The sequence below is a fragment of the Rhizobium rhizogenes NBRC 13257 genome (assembly GCF_000696095.1).
Classification (GTDB): domain Bacteria; phylum Pseudomonadota; class Alphaproteobacteria; order Rhizobiales; family Rhizobiaceae; genus Rhizobium; species Rhizobium rhizogenes.
The window spans coordinates 242,341-261,540 of sequence record NZ_BAYX01000006.1 but is presented as its reverse complement, the minus strand read 5'-3'; the positions used below and the strand labels follow the sequence as shown (position 1 = coordinate 261,540).

Annotated in this window: 16 protein-coding genes; 2 read left to right on the top strand and 14 right to left on the bottom strand. The window is 59.1% G+C overall.

Annotated elements, in window-relative coordinates:
* Positions 1–24: 24 nt before the first annotated feature.
* The 8 genes from RRH01S_RS15360 to RRH01S_RS15325 all read right to left on the bottom strand — a co-directional run bounded on the left by RRH01S_RS15360 (position 25) and on the right by RRH01S_RS15325 (position 9,652).
* On the bottom strand, positions 25–1,989 hold the full coding sequence (locus RRH01S_RS15360) for a HAMP domain-containing methyl-accepting chemotaxis protein (RefSeq protein ID WP_042472642.1): 1,965 nt from the start codon (positions 1,987–1,989) through the stop codon (positions 25–27).
* A 572-nt stretch (positions 1,990–2,561) separates the two neighbouring features.
* Positions 2,562–3,461, bottom strand: a complete 900-nt coding sequence (locus tag RRH01S_RS15355; RefSeq protein ID WP_012649781.1) for a carbohydrate ABC transporter permease — start codon at positions 3,459–3,461, stop codon at positions 2,562–2,564.
* Between the two features lie 15 nt (positions 3,462–3,476).
* Positions 3,477–4,412 carry a carbohydrate ABC transporter permease gene (locus RRH01S_RS15350; RefSeq protein WP_007700304.1) on the bottom strand — a complete coding sequence of 312 codons (936 nt, stop codon included), beginning with the start codon at positions 4,410–4,412 and terminating at the stop codon, positions 3,477–3,479.
* A 66-nt stretch (positions 4,413–4,478) separates the two neighbouring features.
* Positions 4,479–5,792 carry an ABC transporter substrate-binding protein gene (locus tag RRH01S_RS15345; protein ID WP_007700301.1) on the bottom strand — a complete coding sequence of 438 codons (1,314 nt, stop codon included), beginning with the start codon at positions 5,790–5,792 and terminating at the stop codon, positions 4,479–4,481.
* Between the two features lie 153 nt (positions 5,793–5,945).
* Positions 5,946–7,013: an ABC transporter ATP-binding protein gene (locus tag RRH01S_RS15340; RefSeq protein ID WP_007700298.1), complete on the bottom strand. Its 1,068-nt coding sequence runs from the start codon at positions 7,011–7,013 to the stop codon at positions 5,946–5,948.
* Between the two features lie 104 nt (positions 7,014–7,117).
* Positions 7,118–7,894, bottom strand: a complete 777-nt coding sequence (locus tag RRH01S_RS15335; protein WP_042472638.1) for an SDR family oxidoreductase — start codon at positions 7,892–7,894, stop codon at positions 7,118–7,120.
* A gap of 1 nt (position 7,895) precedes the next feature.
* The gene (gene denD, locus RRH01S_RS15330) at positions 7,896–8,879 is read right to left on the bottom strand and encodes a D-erythronate dehydrogenase (RefSeq protein WP_042472635.1); all 984 of its coding nucleotides are present in this window, start codon (positions 8,877–8,879) and stop codon (positions 7,896–7,898) included.
* A gap of 5 nt (positions 8,880–8,884) precedes the next feature.
* The gene (locus RRH01S_RS15325) at positions 8,885–9,652 is read right to left on the bottom strand and encodes a FadR/GntR family transcriptional regulator (RefSeq protein ID WP_042472631.1); all 768 of its coding nucleotides are present in this window, start codon (positions 9,650–9,652) and stop codon (positions 8,885–8,887) included.
* A gap of 594 nt (positions 9,653–10,246) precedes the next feature.
* On the opposite strand from RRH01S_RS15325, the gene RRH01S_RS15320 reads away from it, so the two are divergent.
* On the top strand, positions 10,247–12,418 hold the full coding sequence (locus RRH01S_RS15320) for a CHASE2 domain-containing protein (RefSeq protein ID WP_234906947.1): 2,172 nt from the start codon (positions 10,247–10,249) through the stop codon (positions 12,416–12,418).
* Between the two features lie 36 nt (positions 12,419–12,454).
* On the opposite strand, the gene RRH01S_RS33495 is transcribed toward RRH01S_RS15320, so the two are convergent.
* From RRH01S_RS33495 to RRH01S_RS15290, 6 genes are all read right to left on the bottom strand, one after another.
* Complete coding sequence (locus RRH01S_RS33495) at positions 12,455–13,480, bottom strand: FecR family protein (RefSeq protein WP_080705438.1); 1,026 nt, start codon at positions 13,478–13,480, stop codon at positions 12,455–12,457.
* 639 nt (positions 13,481–14,119) lie between these two features.
* On the bottom strand, positions 14,120–15,070 hold the full coding sequence (locus RRH01S_RS15310; RefSeq protein WP_042472621.1) for an aliphatic sulfonate ABC transporter substrate-binding protein: 951 nt from the start codon (positions 15,068–15,070) through the stop codon (positions 14,120–14,122).
* Entirely contained in the window at positions 15,067–15,813 is a 747-nt protein-coding gene (locus RRH01S_RS15305) for an ABC transporter ATP-binding protein (RefSeq protein WP_042472618.1), read from the bottom strand. Before RRH01S_RS15305 ends, RRH01S_RS15310 begins: the two co-directional genes overlap by 4 nt.
* Positions 15,810–16,643 carry an ABC transporter permease gene (locus RRH01S_RS15300; RefSeq protein WP_007700275.1) on the bottom strand — a complete coding sequence of 278 codons (834 nt, stop codon included), beginning with the start codon at positions 16,641–16,643 and terminating at the stop codon, positions 15,810–15,812. The genes RRH01S_RS15305 and RRH01S_RS15300 overlap by 4 nt, the downstream gene beginning before the upstream one ends.
* The gene (locus RRH01S_RS15295; protein ID WP_007700274.1) at positions 16,636–17,769 is read right to left on the bottom strand and encodes an LLM class flavin-dependent oxidoreductase; all 1,134 of its coding nucleotides are present in this window, start codon (positions 17,767–17,769) and stop codon (positions 16,636–16,638) included. The genes RRH01S_RS15300 and RRH01S_RS15295 overlap by 8 nt, the downstream gene beginning before the upstream one ends.
* A gap of 2 nt (positions 17,770–17,771) precedes the next feature.
* Positions 17,772–18,623, bottom strand: coding sequence for an ABC transporter substrate-binding protein (locus RRH01S_RS15290; RefSeq protein ID WP_080705437.1), 852 nt, complete (start codon positions 18,621–18,623; stop codon positions 17,772–17,774).
* A gap of 127 nt (positions 18,624–18,750) precedes the next feature.
* On the opposite strand from RRH01S_RS15290, the gene RRH01S_RS15285 reads away from it, so the two are divergent.
* A complete protein-coding gene (locus RRH01S_RS15285) occupies positions 18,751–19,158 on the top strand; it encodes an ArsR/SmtB family transcription factor (RefSeq protein ID WP_234711704.1) in 408 nt (135 codons plus the stop codon).
* Positions 19,159–19,200: the final 42 nt, after the last annotated feature.

Genomic DNA, 19,200 nt, shown 5'->3' with positions numbered 1-19,200 from the left:
GCTTTGCCGAAAGGATGGAGGTTGTCAAAATTCCTCCCAGCTTCCGTCCGAGCTAGCCGCATTTCCCTGAAAAGCGGTAGCCAGCTTCGCGGTGAGGCGGCGTGCCGGCGACGTGATGGGCTTCGATGTCGTACCCGCAGCAGCAATAGCAGCGGGTTTGCCGCGATTGGAGATACTTTGACCGCTTATTCTGAACTCCGACAACAGTTGGAACAAGGCTTCTGCCTCGGACGCCAAGTTATGGGCCGCGGCCGTGGCCTGCTCGACCATTGCAGCGTTCTGCTGCGTACCCTGATCCATCGTATTGACGGAGGTGTTGATTTCCTTGAGACCCGTTGCTTGTTCCCTCGAAGCCTCTACGATAGCCCCGACATTGCCGTCAACCTGTTGAACCTGGACGACAATCTCTTCAAGCGCCTTTCCGGTTTCACCAACCAGGGAGACACCGTTTCGAACATGATCGTTTGACGTGTTGATCAGGTCCTTGATCTCCTTTGCGGCCTTTGCCGAGCGCTGGGCAAGCTCGCGCACTTCCTGCGCAACGACGGCAAAGCCTTTTCCCGCTTCACCAGCGCGCGCTGCCTCAACCCCTGCATTCAACGCAAGGAGATTGGTCTGGAAGGCGATCTCGTCAATGACGCCAATGATGTTTCCAATTTCGATCGCGGACGTTTCGATCTTGCCCATTGCTTCGACGGCGCTACGAACAACGCGGCCGGAGTGCTCAGCGCTTTCCTTTGTCTTGCGCACGAGATGACCGGCTTCCTGCGCGCGATTGCTGGACCCCGACACGGTGATCGTGATCTCTTCCAGCGCTGCGGCGGTTTCCTCCACCGAGGCGGCCTGTTGTTCCGTCCTCTTCGCAAGATCGTCGGAGGCGGAGCGAATTTCCTGCGCACCCGATGCGATGGCGCTCGCATTCGCGGCGACCTTTTGCATCGCCAGTCGCAGTCTCTCCACCGCCTGATTGAAATCGACGCGCAGCTGGTCGAGCGACGGAATGAACGGGCTCGTAATCTGGCGTGTCAGGTCGCCGTCTGCCAACCCTTGAAGGCCATCGGCCAGCTGGTTCACAGCGGCATTGGTTTGTTCCGACAAGGCGTTGCGTTCCGCAGCCTCAGCTTCGAGCCTCTTGCGTTCGCCAATGGCCCGCGTCGCCTCTGTATCCGCGTCTCGCTCGGCCTTGGCCGAGATTGCATCCCGAAGTGCGGCGACGGCGCGGGCCAGCATGCCGATTTCATCGCCACGCTTTTCCAGCTTGCGGTCGCCCTCCATGTTGCCTTCCGCCATCGACCGCAGCGAGCTCTGGAGCTTGTCCAGCGGCCCGGTAATGGAGCGCGCCGTAAATGCGGCGGCCACGAATGCCAGGAGAATAGCAATACCGAGCGCAGTCAGAGCGAGCGAATGGAAGCCGCCGGCAGCACCTTGAACCTCGCTTCCGATCGATTTGTTCAGGGCTTCCTGATAGTCGATGAACTTATTGATCGCTTTCAGCCAGGCGACGAATTGAGGTCTGGCCTGTTCCAGAAGGATCTTGCGGGCCGCGTCTCCATCGCCTTTGTCCTGAAGCGCGATGATCTCGGCAACCAGCGGATTGGTCTTGGCCTGTACCGCGGAAATCTCATCGAGGATCGCCTTCTCCTCGGCCGTAGCGCCGGCCGGCGAAGCGACCATCTCCGCCATCTTTTTTTCATTTTCCGAATAGGTCGAGGCGAGCTTCTCGATAACCTTCACAGCAGTCTGCCGTTCATCCGCAGATGTCACGAGCGTTACGTCCCGGATCGCAATTGCCCTATCGTGAACGCTGCCTCGGTAATTGATCGCGTAGCGCTGCTTTACGCTGTTGATGTCATTGATCAATCCGAGATTGTGATCGATCTTCCCGACCTGACCGGTTGAGTAAAATGTCAGACCGATCATCAGAATGAGCAGGAAGCCAAACCCTGCCGCCAAGCGCGTAACGATGCCGAATGCTTTCAGACTTGCCATGAAGGTTCCCCACCCGAGATTTTGAATTTTTGCTGCTGACGCCAAGCTTCCGCGGCAAACAGGGCAAGGGAACGTTGCACCGGATGAGGGCCTGATATTACCGACCCTCAATCATCCCGAAATTTCCGGGCGCTCAATCATCCGCCCACACCCCGGTCTCCACCTGATGCTACATTGCTGCGACAATATGGTTTACATTGCGTAAACATCATCAGTAATCTCGAGAATAATCGCGGAGAAATACCGGATATCATAATATTATGTAAATTATATATTACATCATACTTTGCTACTATGCTTGCAAAACTATGACTGAAGAAGACAAGTTCTATTGAATGCTCCCAGACCACCGTCAAGCCAAACGCCACCAACTGTGAACCGCAGGAATGTCCCCTCTCCTTGCGATGCCTGCGGACGATTTTCCGGCGAAATCAGTGTGCAATCCAAACAGAGACAACCCGCCGGCAACTTACCGCCGCCGACGGGTGATGGGCCTGCATATTAAACGATCACAGACGCTTAGATCCAGGGCTTGGGAGCAAAACCTGCACCTTCGCCCCTGTCGGCCTTCCTCATTCCTTCACCGCACCTGTCATCGACGAAACGTAGTAGTCGACGAAGAAGGAGTAGAGAATGACGACCGGCAATGAGCCGAATAGGGCACCGGCCATCAGCGAGCCCCATTCGAACACGTCGCCGCGCACCAATTCCGTCAGAACGCCAACCGGAATGGTCTTGTTCTCCGAGGATTGGATGAAGGTGAGCGCATAAATGAACTCGTTCCAGGAAAGCGTGAAGGCGAAGATGCCCGCCGATATGAGCCCTGGCACGGCAAGCGGCAGGATGATCTTCATAAGGATCTGCCACCGGCTGGCGCCATCGACCAGCGCGCTTTCTTCCAGCTCGAAGGGTATCGATCTGAAATAGCCCATCAACAGCCAGGTGCAGAACGGGATGAGGAAGGTCGGATAGGTAAAGATCAGAGCCAGTCTGGAATCGTAGATCCCCAGCTTGAAGACGATGAAGGCCAGGGGAATGAAGAGGATCGACGGCGGAACGAGGTAGGCCAGGAAGATCAGCAGCCCGATCGAACGCGAGCCGGTAAAGCGTATGCGCTCGATGGCATAGGCGCCGAAGACGGAGGCGATCAGCGACAGCGCCGTCGATCCGACTGCCACCAGGATCGTGTTCCAGAGCCAGCCTGGATAGGAGGTCTCGAAGAACAGGTATTTGATGTGATCGAGCGTCGGCTCGACGACCCAGAAGGGGCTGTAATTGTCGTAATCGGTCAACTGCGCATTCGGCTTGATCGCCGTTATGGCCATCCAATAGAAGGGAAACAGCAGCACGAAGACGAAGACCGCCATCGGCAGATAGAGCATGACGATGCGCCGAGGCAGTCGGTTGAGATAGCTCATGCCTTCGACATTGTCGGTCAGGACCGGAGTGGCGGTGTTGGCTTTGGTGTTCATGGCGTTCTCCCGAACTCAGTCCTGTCCGCCCTGCTGCCATTTGCGGCGCTGCAGACCGAAGAAGCTGAACATGATGGCGGCAAGCAGGAAGGGGATCATTGCGACGGCGATCGCCGCACCCTCGCCGAGCTGACCGCCGGGAATGCCGCGCTGGAAGGAAAGCGTCGCCATCAGATGCGTCGCGTTGACCGGTCCACCCTTGGTCAGAACATAGATGAGCTGGAAATCCGTAAAGGTGAACAGCACGGAGAACGTCATCACCACGGCGATGATCGGCGTCAGCATCGGCAGCGTCACATGACGGAAGCGCTGCCAGCTTGTAGCGCCATCCAGAGATGCCGCTTCCTGAAGCGAAGCAGGAATGGTCTGCAGACCGGCAAGCAGCGAAATCGCCACGAAGGGAATGCCGCGCCAGACATTGGCGACGATGACCGAGATGCGCGCATTGATCGGATTGCCGAGGAAATTGATCGGGCTATCGATCAGGCCCATCTTCATCAAAGACCATGAGAGAATGGAAAACTGGGCATCGTAGATCCACCAGAATGCCAACCCCGACAGCACCGTCGGGACGACCCAGGGCAGAAGGACGATCGCCCGGAAGAACGACTTGAACGGCAGATGCTGATTGAGAAGCAGAGCCAGCCAAAGGCCGAGCACGAATTTCAGGATGGAGGCCACGAAGGTGTAGAGTAGCGTATTGAAGACCGACAGCCAGAAGACGGAGTCCTGAGCCAGGAATTCATAATTCTCCAATCCGACGAAATTGCCCGTGCGCCCGATCCGCGTGTCGGTGAAACCGAGCCAGACCCCAAGCCCGAGCGGATAGGTGAGAAAACAAACGAGAAAGATGGCGGCCGGCAACATGAAGAGGAAGCCGAGCATATTATTGTTTCGCATGAGCGATCTGATCGGACTGCGCGTCGTATCCCCGGATGTCACGGTCGACATGGTATTACCTCCTGATGGGCGGTCGCAGCATGCCGTCGCCGGCATGCTGCAGATCTTCGCGCGGGATCAAACCTTGTAGTAACGGTTCGCCCGGCGCTCGGCTTCCTTCATCGCATCCTCCGGCGTCAGCTGGCCGGTCACGGCGGCGGCGAACATGTCGACAAGCACGTAATCGGCCATCACGCCTGCAGACGCATAGCCCAGGGGACCGGCATAGCCGTTCGGACGCAGCGTTTCCGAAGCGCGGGCATAGGGCGCATGCACCGGGTCGGCGGTCCAGACAGGGTTGTTGGCAAAGGCCTTCAGGGGTTGGCAGCAATAGGCGCTCGATCCCTGTATCCAGGCGTTCATCTGATCGCCTTCCATCATGAACTTGATATAGGCTTTGGCGGCTTCCGGATATTTGGTATGGCTGAAGAGAAGCAGCGAGCTCGTCTGGTGCAGCTCGACGCTCTTGCCGATGGGGCCGATCGGGAAGTTTGTGCTGCGGATGTCGGCCGCGATCTCGGCAAGTTTCGGATCTTTCTTAGCCGCATAATAAACCGACACACCGTTGGCGATCAGCGATACCTGTCCGGCAAGAAAGGCCCGGTTGTTGTTGATGTCCTGCCAGCTTTCCGTGCCGGGGATGAAGGTGGCATAAAGCTCCTTCGCATAATGGATAGCCTCCAGCGTCTCGGGACTGTTGATCGTCACCTTGCCGCTTTCGTCCACCATCTTGCCGCCATGGCTCCAAAGCAGCCAATGGGCGTAATTGTTGCCGTCGCCGACGGCCTTGCCGTGCGGGAAGCCGGCAGGCGTGCCCTTGGCCTTCATTGCCTTGCAAAGTTCGAGAAAGCCCGCGGTATCCTTGGGGAATTCGCTGAAGCCCGCAGCCTTCACATGACTATCGCGATAGACGACGGCATTGCCGATCGCGGTCAGCGGCATGGCGATGAACTTGTCGCCGCGGGTTGCATAGCCGCGCAGGCCGTCATACCAGCCGCCATATTTATTGCCGAGATAGTTGGCCAGTTCCGTCAGATCGACCAGCTTGTCGGGATACTGGTGGGCATCGTCGAACCAGCACATCACCATGTCCGGGCCGGAACCGACATTGGCGGCGACGGCCGCCTTCGGTCGAATATCCTCCCAGCTCTCCTTGTCGACACGAACCTCAACGCCGGTCGCCTCGGTGAACTTCTTGGTATTTGCAATCCAGGCATCCTCGTCCCCCTTGACGAAGGGCGTCCAACGAAGAAGCCTGAGACTGGCGCCTTTTTCGGGCGTGTAGTTGGGTTCGGCCTGGGCGAAAGCCGGGCGGATACCGAGCGGCGAAAGGCCGGCGATACCGGCTGCTGCCGCCGAGGCGGCAAGAAAGTCACGTCTCTTGAATGTCATGATATTCTCCTCCTTTGAAACGGGAGCAAATCCCCCGGCGCCCACCTTCCCGCTTGGTGAACGACGACCATTGCATCCGAGCGTGCCGGATGCCTCCGCATCGACGGATGAGCAGGAAGACTCCTCTTCCTCCCGCTCACCGTTGAAGCGGCATCAGATACTTAATCTCTGCCCGCCTTCGGCATCGAACAGATGGACATGCGGCGCATCGATGGAGATGCGCAGCGTATCGCCGGGTCGGGCATCGATCCGCTCCCGGAAGATGCAGTTGACGTCGCTGCCGCCAAACCGGACAATCATCTGCGTCTCATAGCCGGTCGGTTCGATCACGGTGATCTCCGCCGGCAGGCCGTTGGGGTCGAGCGCAATATATTCCGGGCGCAGCCCATAGACGAGATCGCGACCCTTTGCGCTTGCAGGCGGGTTCGCGACCGGCAGGACGGTTCCGTCCGAGGCGATGAACTGGCTGCTATTCTCCGAATTGAGCCGGCCCTTGATCATGTTCATCGCCGGCGAACCGATAAAGCCGGCGACGAAGAGATTGGCGGGCGTATCGTAGAGGTCGAGCGGCTTTCCCACCTGCTCCACGACACCATCATGCATGACGACGATCTTGTCGGCCATCGTCATCGCCTCGATCTGATCATGCGTGACGTAGACGGTCGTGGTGCCGAGACGCTGGTGAAGCTCCTTGATCTCCGCGCGCATGGCGACCCGAAGCTTGGCATCAAGGTTGGAAAGCGGTTCGTCGAAGAGGAAGACCTGCGGATCGCGCACGATTGCCCGGCCCATAGCGACACGCTGGCGCTGGCCACCCGAGAGTTGGCGCGGATAGCGGTCGAGAAGCTTGGTAAGACCCAGGATTTCCGCGGCCTTGTTGACGCGCTGATCCATGTCGGCTTTCGGCGAGCGTTTGAGCATCAGCGAGAAAGCCATGTTCTGCGCCACCGACATATGCGGATAGAGCGCATAGTTCTGAAACACCATCGCTATGTCGCGGTCTCCTGGCGGGATCGCGTTGACGGCACGATTGCCGATACGGATCTCGCCGGCGGAAATATTCTCAAGCCCGGCAAGCATTCTCAGAAGCGTCGATTTTCCGCATCCGGACGGCCCGACGAGGATCACGAACTCTCCGTCCGCGATCTCGATGTTCACGCCCTTGATGACCGGGAACGCCCCGAACGATTTCCTGACATCGACAAACTCGACACCTGCCATAAAAGCCCCTCCCAGAACTTGTCCCCATTTTTGGCTTCATCTACCGGTCGCCCCCTCCTCCGGGATATTCACCGCCAGAATGCACGCCAATTCGACTTCACATTCTATCCCCTGCCGACGAGCGGCATCTTCGTCGCCATCACCGTCATGGTCAGGACATTTGCCTCCAGCGGCAGGCCTGCCATGTAGACGACCGCGCGAGCAACATGTTCGGCGGAGATGGTCGGTTCGCTGGCGATTTCCCCGTTCGCCTGCAGCACACCCGAACTCATCCTCGCGGTCATGTCGGTCGCGGCGTTGCCGATATCGATCTGGCCGCAGGCGATATCGTATGGCCGTCCGTCGAGCGCGGTCGATTTCGTAAGGCCGGTGATCGCATGCTTGGTCGCCGTATAGGGGGCGGAATTCGGCCTCGGCGTCGTCGCGGAAATCGACCCGTTGTTGATGATCCGGCCGCCGCGAGGCTCCTGCGACTTCATCAGCCTGAATGCCTGCTGCGTGCAAAGAAAGGCGCCGGTAAGATTGGCCGCGACCACGCCGCTCCACTGTTCGAAGGTGATGTCTTCCAGCGGGATTGCCGGAGCGCCGCTGCCGGCATTGTTGACGAGAAGATCGAGCCGGCCAAACTCGGCTTTGACCTTGCCGAAGAGCTCAGCGACCTGCTCGGCGGCGCCGATATCACAAGCGATCGCCCGTATCGTACCGCCGGTCTCGGCAGCAAGTTCACTGGCGGCTTTTTCCAGCACATCGCTGCGGCGGCCGGTGATGACAACGGCATAGCCCTCGGCGCTCAGCGCCCTGGCGATGCTGCGGCCGATGCCGGTGCCTCCGCCGGTGACGAGAGCGACCTGGGTTCTTTGTGCGGCTGCGGATTGCGGCATCTCAGATATTCCCTCCAAGCTCATCATCGATATGGATCCGGATGATCTCATCGAAATTGGTTTCCGCCCTGAAGCCGAGCGCCGTCGCGCGCTGCGCATCGAAATCCGTTGCCCATCCCGAAACGATTGAGCGGATGACGGGATCGCTCTCGCGGCGGATGAGTTTGACCGCTTTTTCGCCCGCGACGCGGCGCAGCGCCTCGATCTCCTCGCCGACAAGCGCGGACAGGCCGGGCATGGTGAGATTTCGGCGCGGCCCGATCCTGTTGCTGTCCATCCGCGCGGCGTGGATGAAAAAGCCGACCGCGGAACGGGGGCTGGCAAACCAGTGCCGGACATTCTCATCCACCGGCAGCACGGCTTCCTGATGGACAAGAGGTTCGCGCAGGATGTTCGAGAAGAAGCCCGAGGCTGCCTTGTTGGGCTTGCCGGGCCGGATGCAGATCGTCGGCAGGCGAATGCCGATGCCGTCGAAAATCCCCCGCCTCGAATAATCGGAAAGCAGGAGTTCGCAGATCGCCTTCTGCGTACCGTAGCTCGTCAGAGGCGTCGTGAAGAAATCGTCGCCGATCTTGTCCGGAAAGGGCTGCCCGAAAACAGCGATGGACGAGGCAAAGATGACGCGGGGACTGTAAGGTTCCTTCTGCCCCTCGTGCCGGATGGCTTCGAACAGCGACCGCGTGCCGTCGAGATTGGTGCTGTAGCCCTTGTCGAAATCCGCCTCGGCCTCGCCGGAGACGATCGCCGCGAGATGGAAGATCATATCCGGCCGCATGCCGGAAAGCCTGGTCGCACTGCCGGCGTCGGAGAGATCGACCGTCAGGGCGGTGGAAATGGATGCAAGCGCGGCCGGCACCGGCGGCGCAATGACATCGACGAGCGTCAACCTGTCGATCTCGCGGCCGAGCACTTCCGCTTCCAGAGCGATCTTTTCCACCAGCTTGCGGCCGATCATGCCGGCCGCCCCGATAACCATCACATGCATATCAGTCAGATCTCCTCATGCTCGCTGGCTCGAACCGCCTTGTCGGTGGCCAGCAGAATCCTGGTCGTTTCATAAATGCGCGTCAGATGATGCTCGAACGCCGCGACGACGGCCTCCCGATCATGCCGCGTGAGGGCCTCGAAGATGGAGAGATGATCGCTATAGCTCGCCTCGATGGCGCCCGGCTTGGACATGGCGTTGCGCCGGTAATGCATCATGTAGGTGTATAGATCGGTGACGAAAGCGGCGAGGAGCGGGTTCCCACAGGCGCGATAGATCGCAACATGGAACTCGCGGTCGCAAATTAGGAAACGCATCGCATCGTCTCCGCCGAGACGCTGCGCCTCCAAGAGCGCCTGCAACTTTGCCAGCGTCGCCTCATCGATCCGCTCGGCGGCATCGCCGACGACCTTGAGTTCGATGTGGAGACGCGCTGCGTGAACCGATTCCAGATCGTAGCTGTCAATGGCGTTAGGAGAAGCGATCGTCACCGTGATGTGGCTGAGATCGACCTTGCAGACGCGGCTGCGGCTGCCATGCGAAATCTCGATGATGCCCTGCCCGGCGAGCGTCTGAATAGCGCCGCGCACCGTTTCGCGGCTGACATGGAGAACATTGGCCAATTCGCGCTCGCCCGGCAACTCGTCGCCCGGCCGCAACATGTTGGTGGCGATCAGGACCATCAGCTTCTCGGCGATGACGTCACGCGCCGTCCGGCGGGCGAGGCTCCGCGCGATATTCGGTACCTCGCTTAAGATCGGACTTCCGTCCATCGCTCCCCTCCGGTCCACTGGTTGGTCCAGCAGATCAGTTTATTAAGGGTTGTGAAGTCGAATCCGTCAAGACGATTTCGTCGCCGCAGCGCAGCAGAAATATGGCCAATTCCCTCGCACTGCCGCAATCTGAGCGGGAAGGATGGAAACAGCAGCTTGGGACACGCCGCGGCAAGGACGGCACTAGGAGACTTCGCACGCAGAATCTCGGGCGGGGTTTCGACCTCGCCCGCGTTGACAAGGACAAGGTCGAACAACTTGGCCAGTACCCGAGATGATTCAGATGATGCGCAAGCGGCAAGGGCGTTTCGCTTTCAACCCAGCGCCAACCCTCAAAGAGCAATTCGAGGCAATGGCCGCCTGAAATTCGTCCAGCGTAAGGCGTTTTCTATCCGCGAATAGGATTTGTGACAGAACCGGATATCGCCGTGCAAAAATTCTGTTCCCTATCTCTTCGATATTTTGATCATTGCATCGTGCCTGGGAACAAGGCAGCGTATTCTTCCTTGGCGCAGCAGCGGACCAATAGATTTTTGTATTTCTTCGAATCGTTACTTATTGCCGGGGATGCAGGGCAAAGGGGCTGACACCATAATGGTGACGCGTGCGCAGCAAATTGGCGTCGTTATCGGCCTGGCCTTCGTCACAGCATTGACGATCCTGCGCGCAAGCGATCCTCCGTTGCTAAGGCTCGCCCGCGATTTGACATTTGACCAGTATCAGCGCCTGGTGCCCCGGACCTTCGAGAACCAACCTGTCCGGGTCGCCGATATAGACGAAGCGTCGCTACGCGAATTCGGTCAATGGCCTTGGCCGAGAAACCGGATTGCCGCCCTTGTGGACAGGCTTTCCGATATGGGCGCCTCCGCTATCGCTTTCGATATCCTCTTCGCCGAGCCCGACCGCCTGTCGCCGCGCAATGTCGTTCGCGATGTCACCGGCATCGATCCCTCACTGCTGGGTAAGCTACCGGATAATGATGAGATTTTTTCCCGATCGCTATCGGGAAGGCCGGTGGTGCTGGGCTTCGGCCTCTCCAACGAGGGAGACTATCTGCCATCGGTGAAGGCAGGCTTTGCCTATACCGGCGAAAGTCCCTTCGATGCACCGCCCGCAATCAAGGCCGCGACGCCGCTGCAACCGCAATTGGAAGCCAATGCCGCAGGCCTCGGTCATATCAGCCTCAATCCGGGTGCATCATCGGCAGTGGTGCGCGCGGTTCCGCTTTTCCTCAGCGACGGCAAGCAGCTTTACCCCAATCTTGCGCTCGAAGCGCTCCGTGTCGCACAGGGAGCCTCCACCTACGTACTCGACGCAGCGCCTGACACGCCGAATACACTGACCCGGGTCAAGATCGGGAATTTCGTGGTACCGGTAACGGCGGCAGGAGAGCTCTGGCTCTATGTCAGCCCCGACACTACGGAACGGTATATTTCGGCAAGCAAGGTACTTGCGACCGAAGACGTCTCCGCCGATATCAGAGCCGCCATCGAAGGCAGTATCGTTTTCGTCGGAACCTCTGCTTCAGGGCTCCAGGATGTCCGCACAACGGCCCTTGGTGAAAACGTGCCGGGTGTCTCCATCCATGCGCAGATCGTCGAGCAGATCCTTTCAGGCCGCTTCCTTTCCCGGCCGGATTGGGCAGACGGGCTGGAAATCCTGTCCATCGCCGTGCTGGGCGGCCTTCTGGTGATCCTCACCACCTTCGTCAATCCGGCCGTCGCACTTGCGTGCGGCCTGCTGATTACCTCTTTTGCCCTTGTCGCCTCCTGGCTCGCCTTCCTTTATGGGGGGCTTCTCTTCGACCCACTGGCACCGATCGTCGCCGGATCGATCACGCATTTCGCCGCGACGGCATTCCGCTTTCTCGTGATCGATCGGGAGCGGCGCGACGTGCGGCGGGCTTTCGGCCACTATCTCTCACCATCGCTGCTCCATCGCATCGAGCATACGCGCAATGCCCTGCGCCTTGGAGGAGACGAGCGCGAGCTGACCGTCATGTTCGTCGATGTGCGAAACTTCACCCAGATCAGCGAGGAGATGACCCCGAGCGCCGTCGTCGCGTTTCTGAACACGCTGCTCGATGCGCTGAGCCACCATGTCATCGTCAATGAAGGGACGCTCGACAAATTCATCGGAGACTCAATCATGGCCTTCTGGAACGCTCCCGTCGATGTCTCCGACCATGCCGGCAAAGCCGTGCAAGCAGCCCTGGGCATGCGGGAAACGCTTGCCCGCCTCAACGACATCGATGCATTCGGATTCGGAGACGCCCGGCGCGTCGGAATAGGGATCGGCATACATACGGGGCTTGCATGCGTCGGCAATATGGGTGCCGAGACACGCTTCAATTACACCGCAGTCGGCGATGCAGTGAACATTGCCGCGCGTATCGAATCTGCCTGCAAGGATATCAATTTTGACATTCTGGTATCCGAACCGACAGCAAGCCTGCTGCCCGATTGCGCTCTGCTCGAGGCGGGAGCGCTGACGCTGAAGGGTAAGAGCAGGCGAACCGAGCTCTTCGCGGTGGTCGGTGATGCGCGCCTGGCGAAAACCGCTGATTTTGTCGAACTTCAGGCCATGCACAGGCGGCTTGTCGCTGCCCTGCGAACACGGTCAACGACCAGCCGCAAACTTGTCGGCGCAGCAAAACTCAAGGCGCAGGTCGCGACGACAGGACTGTTGCACGAGTTTTACAGCCAGATTTCGCGCCGAGCCGGACACTTCGTCGACGAGCCTGCAGACAAAGCGGCCGACATCTAGTTGATTTTGCAGCCGTCGCTCGCAACTCCTCCTGCGCTACCGATGGTGGTGCCCGCCGCCGTGATCGCCACGATCGCCGTCATGGCCATCGCTGTCTTGGTCACCGCGGTTGTGATCCCCCCACCCATGGTCGCCTCTGCCATGATGATGGTCATGATGATTCTGATGCTTGCCCTCATCGCCATCGTGCTTGTCCGGTTTGTCGGGCGTGCTTGGCGGATTTGGGACATTCGGCGTGCTGGGAGTTTCTCGCGGACTAGGTGCAGCGGGCGTCTCGGCGCGTGGCGATTTCGGCGTGCTAGGTACGCTAGGCGTATCGTGCTGTGTCGGAGCAGGATTGTTTGCCGGAGCGCTACGCGGAGATATCCCGTTAGGCCGATCTTTCATCGCCGTCGACAGACCGCAGCCGCCAAAAAAGCCCATTCGTCCCGAAAGTCGTTGATCCCCAGACAGAAACGGCAAAGCTCGCTGGTTGCCGAGCGTCTTGAGAACGCCGCGGTTGACCCGGCGAGGATCGCTTATCTGACCATTGCGTTTAGCAACAACGCAGTCGCATTGCTGTTTCAACTGCCTGCAGCCACCCGCGCCGCAAAACTGCGCGGCGCCATTCAAAAGAACGATCGCAGTCGTGCCGTTCGCCCCGACATAAAAATCAAATGCCGTCCCGCGCACGCCGATCGTTCCGGCGGGCGTCACGATTTGATACGCAGAAGAGTTTGAATTTCCGCTCATCCAGCGAAAAGTGCCCTTTGCGGCCCTTATGGTGAGCTTTTTGACTGAGCCCGAGTCATCGAAAACGAATTTGTCGATGACAACAGACGAGCCGGCTCCAACAGCCAATTTCGTGCCGTCTCGAAATGTGAACTGTCCAAGGCCCGAAAGGGAGGTGCGGATTCGCTCGTCCCGGTGGACGGGGTCATCGACTGTCAGTGGACCTCCTGCGCCCGTAACTTCGGTTTTAATCAGCACCGCCTGGCCGACCTTCTCGGCGGCTTTCGAAGACACCGGTGCGAGCAGCATCGCGCTCAACACAACGGTCACGGCGTGACGCAGATATAACATCCCACCCTCCAAGCTTATCTATGTTTTATCATAAGATATTCCTGGATACAAATCGCAATCCATGGGTATAAACTATGTAGAATTGGTTATTGCCGAATTAAATTTCGCCGAAACACAGACATATTCTACTAAAAGTATTCTGTATAAATCTTCAAAAAGAACATTTATACAACAATTACAATAATATGCATTACCATATCTCTTCTGGAGCGCTCAGGAAAAGAGGCGATATCTACTCCAAGTTGCTGAACTCAAGGAATTTGAGGCAGGCTCCTTGCCGACGCAACCTGCATCACGCGATTTGCAGTCCGCTCGGAAAGGATGGGAAACAACACGAACAAACATAATGTCGATTTCCGCTGGGAACTGACCCCTTATCGGCGTCCAATCTTCGCCCCCGTGTAAACGGTCGGCGCTTTGTCAGGATTTCAAAACAGATTGAAGAAAGGTTCCCGCCCGCGGATGCTCATGACCTCCAAAAAAATCATTCGGCTTGGTGGTCTGTAGCAGTCGTCCGTCCGCCATGAACCAGATGGCAGCAGACAACAACAGCAACGAGCGGCTAACTGCTCGCTCAATCCACAAGCATTCGGCAGGAGCATCTTTGGTGCCCCTGCCGAGATGATTTGAAGGTGCGGCCTACTTCAGGGTGATCACCCCGGCGGCGATATCCGGCGTTGCCGGGATGATGCCGCTCTTCACATACCATTCAGCTATATTGTCGATCTGCTTGACGTCGGCATCGGTGACAGCGGTCGTGGGCACGGCGTTATTCTCGCCGATCTTTGCACCAAGTTCGGCCGGAATATTCATTTCTTTCGCCCAGATCGCGCCCGCCTCTGCCTTGTTTGCTAGCGACCAGGCGTTCTCGCTCTTCACGACATCGAATATGGCTTGCAGCTGATCCAGCTTCTTGGATGCAAACTCGCGGCTTGCGACGAGCACGACGGCATTGTCAGACCCGATCGCCGCGCCGTCGGCAAGGACTTTACCGTCATAGGTTTTCTCGGCAATCGTGAGGAAGGGATCCCAGGTCGCCCAGGCATCGACATGGCCTTGAACGAAGCTCGGTCCGCTGTCGCTGGGGCTGAGATAAACGCGCGTGACGGTCGATGGATCGACGCCGTTCTTTTCGAGGCCACGCATCAGCAGATATTCGCCGGTCCCGCCCCGGTTCACGGCGACCTTCTTGCCGGCAAGGTCCTTCAGCGACGAGATGCCGGCGCCATTCTTCACCACCACACCTTCGGAGCCGGCCGCCATCTTCTGGTAGGCGAAGACGACAAGCGGAATCTTGGCGGCAAGTGCCGCGATCGACGATGTCGAACTGCCCGCAGTGATATCGATGCTTCCGGCGTTCAATGCTTCAAATGCCGGAGCTGCGGCCGGAAAGGGACCGGCCCATTCGACCTTGATGCCCTTTTCGGCCAGCGCCTTTTCCAGCGTGCCCCGCGACTTGGCAAGGGTCAGATCGTTCGGACCACGCAGCCAGCCGATCCTGACGACCTGATCCGCGGCCTGTGCCATCGGCGCAAGCAGGGACAGGAGGGTGGCGGCCGCAAATGCCTTAAAAAAAGAACGCTTCTTCATGGATGTGTCATCCGTTCCGCCCGAGGGGCTTGATGGTGTTTAAGGTGGTTTTGTTCGACGCCAAGCTGCGACAGCAGGTCGGATTCGATTTGGGTGGCTCGCGGGTCGCTTCGCTGCCGAGGATGAGGAATATCGACGTTGATTTCCAGACTGAAGCGCCCCTGATCGATGACGAGAATCCGATCGGCCAGCGCCACGGCTTCCCAGACGTCATGCGTCACCAGGAACACGGCCGGCCGATGCTTGCGCCACAGCTCATCGACAAGTGCATGCATCCTGATCCTCGTCAGCGCGTCGAGCGCTGCGAAAGGTTCGTCGAGCAACAGCAATTGCGGTGTTCTGACCAGCGCGCGTGCGAGTGCCCCCCGTTGCGCCTCTCCACCCGACAAGGTCAGGGGCCAGGCGTCACGGCGATGTGACAGTCCGACATCGGCAAGCGCCTGTTCGGCCGCTTCGCGAGCGTTCGGGGACTTCACGCCGAGAGCGACATTGTCGATAATGCGCTTCCACGGCATCAGCCTCGGCTCCTGGAAGACGACAGCGCGCCCGACTGGGATCTCGGCTTTCTCCGCACATGCCTCGTCGAGCCCGGCCAGGACGCGCAGAAGCGTGGATTTTCCGGAGCCGCTGCGTCCGAGCAGCGCGACAAACTCTCCCGGTTTTATCTGAAGATCGATGCCATCGAGCACCGCCGGACCGCCGAACGATCGGCTCAGGCCCTGAATATCGACAAGCGCGCTCATGCGGTCACCACTGGGCGCCAGCGCAGCGCATAGGCCTCGATGATCCGCACCAGCCCATCCGTCAAAAGTCCCATCGCAGCGTAAACCAGAAGGCAGACGACAATCACATCCGTTTGCAGGAAGTCACGCGCATAGGTCATGATGTAGCCAATCCCGCTCGATGCGTTGATCTGTTCGCCGACCACGAGACTGAGCCAGGCAACGCTGAGACCGTAACGGACACCGACGAGCAACGACGGCAGCGCACCGGGGATCACGATATGGCGCACGATCCCGAACGTTCCGAGACCAAGTGTCTTTCCAGCCTCGATCAGCTTGCGATCAATGCCGCGAATGCCGCCGTGCAGAGTGAGATAAATCGGGAAAACGCAGCCGAATGCCACCATGCCGACCTTCGGCACCTCGCCAATGCCAAACCACAGGATGAACAGCGGCAGAAGCCCTAGAAACGGCATCGCCTTCAGCATCTGGATTGGCGGATCGATCATCGTTTCCCCAAAGCGGGAAAGCCCGGAAATGAGGCCGAGCAATACCCCCACCACGAGAGCGATGGAGAAACCGACTGCCACACGCAGAAACGACACGCCAAGGCCAATGACGAGCTCGCCCGATGCCGTCAGCTTTGCCCCGGCGGCCAGTATCTGAACCGGAGATGCCAGGATGCGCGGCGGCAACAGGCCGGCGACGCTCAAAAGCTGCCAGAGAACGAGGATGGCCAGCGGTGATGCCAGACGGCGGAGGGAACCGAGGCGAACCTTGCGTCCTTGGCCCCCAATCTGCGGGTCGGCAGGCCGGTCCAGCGCCTGCCCGGTAGAGCGGGTATCAACCATTCGCCTTCTTTCCCGAGAGGTCGCGGTCGAACAGCGTCGACCAGGTGAACTGCTTCTTCTCCGGGATCAATCTCTCGACCGGTAATCTCGGCAGGACCGTCTCGCCGAAGCGATAGGCTTCCTCAAGCAGTGGCATGCCGGACAGAATGAAGGTGTCGACGCCGACGGCCTGATAGGCCTCGAGCGTGCGGATGACGGTGTCGGGCGATCCAACGATCGCGGTTCCCGGGCCGGGACGGACAAGACCGATACCCGCCCACAGGTTCGGCGATATCTCCAGGTCTCGCAGATTGTCCGGCTTGATACCACCGTGCATACGGCTCATGCGCTGCTGGCCGATGGAATCGGTGTTCGACACGAAACGCTGATTGGCGGCAATGGCGGCATCATCCATCTGTTCGTAAAGGTCGGCAGCGGCCTCCCAAGCCTTCGCATCGGTCGACCGCACGATGACATAGAGCCGGATGCCGTAGTTCAGCTCGCGCCCGTGCGCGGCGGCCCGCGCTTTCACCTGTAGAACCTTTTCGCCCATCTGTTCAGGCGTTTCGCCCCAGGAGAGGTAGGTGTCGACATGTTTGGCCGCCACCTCGATGGCGCTGTCGGACGAACCGCCGAACCAGAGCGGCGGCGCCGGGATGGAAGAGCCTGCCGGAAGCGCGAGCTTGGCGCCTTCCGTCTGGAAATACTTGCCGTGATGGGTCACGCTTTCACCAGCCATCAGGCGGTGCCAGACCGTAAGATACTCGTCGGCCATGTCATAACGTTCGTCGTGCGGCAGCGTCATGCCGTAAGCGCCCAGCATCTTGGCGTCGCCGGATACCACGTTCAGAAGCAGTCGCCCGTTGGAAAACTCCTGGAACGTCGCGGCCATCTTGGCCAGCAAGGTTGGGGCTATCAGACCGGGATGGAATGCCAGAAGAAACTTCATCCGCTCTGTATATGGCAGCAGCGCCCCCGCCAGCGGCCAGACATCGTGGGCACCCGTTGCAAACAATGCGCCGGTGAAACCGAGATGATCGTAAGCTTGCGCCAACTGCTTGTAGTAGCCGTAGTCGATCGTGCGTGACCCCTCGGGCTTCCACGGATAAGCGCCGTCCGGCGCGCACATGTACCAAAGAACGTTCATGGCTATGAATTCCCCGCGATGGTGTTGGTTGCGATCTCAAGCCTGGTCGCCAGGTCCTTGTGACGGAACAGGGTATCGGCCTCCGCCTGCTGCTCGCGAAGGATCACGTCGCTGGCCGGAACGACATGCCAGTCCCGTTCATTGACGACGCGCGTCCAGGCCCGCCGCTCCACCTCAGTCCCATTCTCGGACAGAAGTGCGGCCGCCTTTTCCGGATCGGATTGAATTGCGTTGCCGATCCGCGCCAGCTCACTCGCAAAGCCATCGATGACATCGGCACTCAGCCCACGCTCGCTGATCGTCCAAAAGGTCGACCGGTTCGGGATGGTCGCGCCGCAATGGGCAAGCACCCGGAACTCCCCTGATGACAGCGACTGCTCAAGATGCGGGGCCATCGCCACCCAGGCGTCGATCGCACCGGATCTCAATGCATCGCGAGACGGCACCGGCAACAGATCATGGCGATGCACGTCCGGCAGTTCGAAGCCGGCCTCCTCCAGGCCCTTGGCAAGAAAATAGGTCAGGAAGGAGCCATCGACGAGAGCGACCGAACGCCCTTTCAAATCCGCCAGGCTTTCAATTTCGGATTGGCGATTGACCAAAATCGCCCCATTGGCGGGCCTTGGCGACGAGCCGGCTGCATAGATCACCGATAGACCGGAGGCAGCCGCCAGGATGGGCGGCGTCGATCCGGTGCCGCCGATGTCGAAAGCGCCGGCGGCAAGCTTGGCGGCAGTCTCCCGCCCCTCCTGGTAGGGCACGAATTCGGGATCGAAATCCGCAAATGCCCCGGGCCAGCGGGCCGCGAGACTAAGATGCAGATTGTTCGGATGAAACCCGATCCTCAAGGCCATGAATATTTCCGCGATCGTTGAAATTCTCAATATATAAAATTATATAATGGAAGCCCGATTGCAATCGAAGAACGTTTCGATCAAACTTTTTCGGGTCGAGAGAAAACTATTTCACGGCAAACGCTGCATGATGAAGAACGTCACGATGAATGTCATGAAAGCCGAGAGGCACGAAGCCAGGGACCGGCAGAAGGTTAAATGCCGCGCCATCGGCGCCGCATCGGATTTCCTGAAGGCAATGGCGAACCCGGTCCGCCTTTCGATATTGTGTGCCCTGGTGGAAGGAGCGCGTTCGGTAACCGAACTGGAAGCCATGCTCGACGTGCATCAGCCGACATTGTCCCAGCAATTGGGCGAGTTGCGGGAAGCTGGCATCATCGTGGGTAAGCGATCAGCCCGCGCCGTTATCTATCGCCTGGCCGATCCCAGAGCCGGACAGCTCATAGGCCACCTCAGGCTATTGTTTGCCGATCCCGATGCGTCTGCGATTTGGCGGGGAACACCGGTTGACGCGGTGTTTAATCTCCAGATGTAACATTCTGGCCAAGGCGCAATGCTGTCATGTCCGAATACATAT